Source organism: Arthrobacter sp. HMWF013, from assembly GCF_003061105.1.
Lineage (GTDB): Bacteria > Actinomycetota > Actinomycetes > Actinomycetales > Micrococcaceae > Arthrobacter.
Window position 1 is genome coordinate 1 of record NZ_QAIQ01000518.1, and the last position, 724, is coordinate 724.

The following is a 724-nucleotide window of genomic DNA, read 5'->3' on the forward strand; positions in this document are numbered from 1 at the left end:
CTTCTACGCCAAGTTTTTCCAGGATCAGCTGTTTGACCCGGCCGGCGTCGGCCTGCCCGCGGGTGGCTTTCATCACGCCGCCCACGATCGCGCCAATGGCCTGGAGCTTGCCGCCGCGGATCTTTTCGGCGACGCCGGGCTGTGCGGCCAGGGCCGCGTCGATGGCTTCCAGCAGGGGGCCGTCGTCGGACACCACGGCCAGGCCGCGCTTCTCAACGATTTCCGCCGGGGTGCCCTCGCCGGCGAGCACGCCGTCCAGGACCTCGGTGGCCATCTTGTTGTTGATCTTGCCGTCCTCCACCATTTTGCTGAGCTCCACAATGGTGGCGGGCTGGACGCCCAACTGGCCCGGATCGACGTCGGCGTTCTTGGCACGGCCGACGATCTCGCCCATCCACCATTTGCGGGCCACGGAGGCGGAAGCTCCGGCAGCAATGGTTTCTTCGATCTCGTCCATCACGCCCGCGTTGACCACGTCGCGGAATTCCAGGTCGGAGTAGCCCCAGTCAGCCTGCAGCCTCTTGCGGCGCGCCGCGGGCGGTTCGGGCAGGGTGGCGCGGAGTTCCTCCACCCATTCACGGGAGGCAACAATCGGAACCAGGTCAGGCTCCGGGAAGTAGCGGTAGTCATCGGCGTCGGACTTGGCCCGGCCCGACGTCGTCGTGCGGGTGTCCTCGTGCCAGTGGCGGGTTTCCTGGGTCACCGGCACGCCGGAGTCCAGGAC

1 pseudogene is annotated in these 724 nt (G+C 67.5%); it reads right to left on the minus strand.

What is annotated here, in order from left to right:
• Positions 1 to 724, minus strand: a pseudogene (locus DBR22_RS24745) (Asp-tRNA(Asn)/Glu-tRNA(Gln) amidotransferase subunit GatB); the annotation flags it as partial.